We start from the raw sequence: 737 nt of genomic DNA, 5'->3' as shown, positions 1-737 counted from the left end.
CCGTTCACCGCCAATGCCGCCGAGGCCCGCGACATCGCCGAGCTGGCCGCGAAGTCAGATCGCGTCGTCATGGAGGCAATCCAATACCGCTACCATCCGTTGACTTCGCGCGTCGAGCAGATTCTCACGTCAGGCGAGCTGGGCAAGCTCGAGCGGATCGACGTCTCCTTATGCGTATTGCTGCCGAAGCGCTCCAACGCCAACGTCTACGACTACTCCCTCGCCGGTGGCGCGCTGATGGACGCCGGAGTCTACGCGGTTGACATGCTCCGTACGTTCGGCGGTTCGACCCCGGAAGTCGTTTCGGCTCGTGCGAAACTGGGCGGTCCCGAAGTGGACCGGGCTATGACGGCCGAATTGCGGTTCGCCGGCGGGCACACGGGCCGCCTGCACTGCGCGCTGTGGTCGTCGAACCTGTTTTGGGCGAGCGCCAAGGTGGTTGGGGATCGCGGCCGGCTGCGTTACCTCAGTCCGGCTGCTCCGCACTTGTTGCCCCGGCTCACGATCCGCTCGGCCGACGGCAAGCGGGTGGAGCGCTTCCCGCGCCGCACCAGCTATGCGTACCAGCTCGAGGCCTTCGCCGCGGCGGTGCTGCGCGGCGAACCGGTGAAGACGACGCCGGAAGGCGCGATCGAGAACATGTCCGTCATCGATACGATTTACCGCGCCGCCGGTCTCTCGCTCCGCGAACCGGCGTAAACGCCATGAACGCCGCGCCAGTCGACAGTCGAGAGGGC

General features: G+C 66.6%; 1 protein-coding gene. It reads left to right on the top strand.

Annotation, left to right across the window (positions count from 1 at the left end; translation table 11 throughout):
* Window positions 1–699: Gfo/Idh/MocA family protein (locus A5706_RS33940; protein ID WP_068128410.1), on the top strand; the 699-nt coding region annotated here is incomplete at its 5' end.
* Between the last annotated feature and the right edge of the window lie 38 nt (window positions 700–737).

Origin of the sequence: Mycobacterium sp. E796 (assembly GCF_001672815.1) — a bacterium.
Lineage (GTDB): Bacteria > Actinomycetota > Actinomycetes > Mycobacteriales > Mycobacteriaceae > Mycobacterium.
Note: the sequence above shows the minus strand (reverse complement) of the source record. Positions and strands in the feature narration are given on the sequence as shown.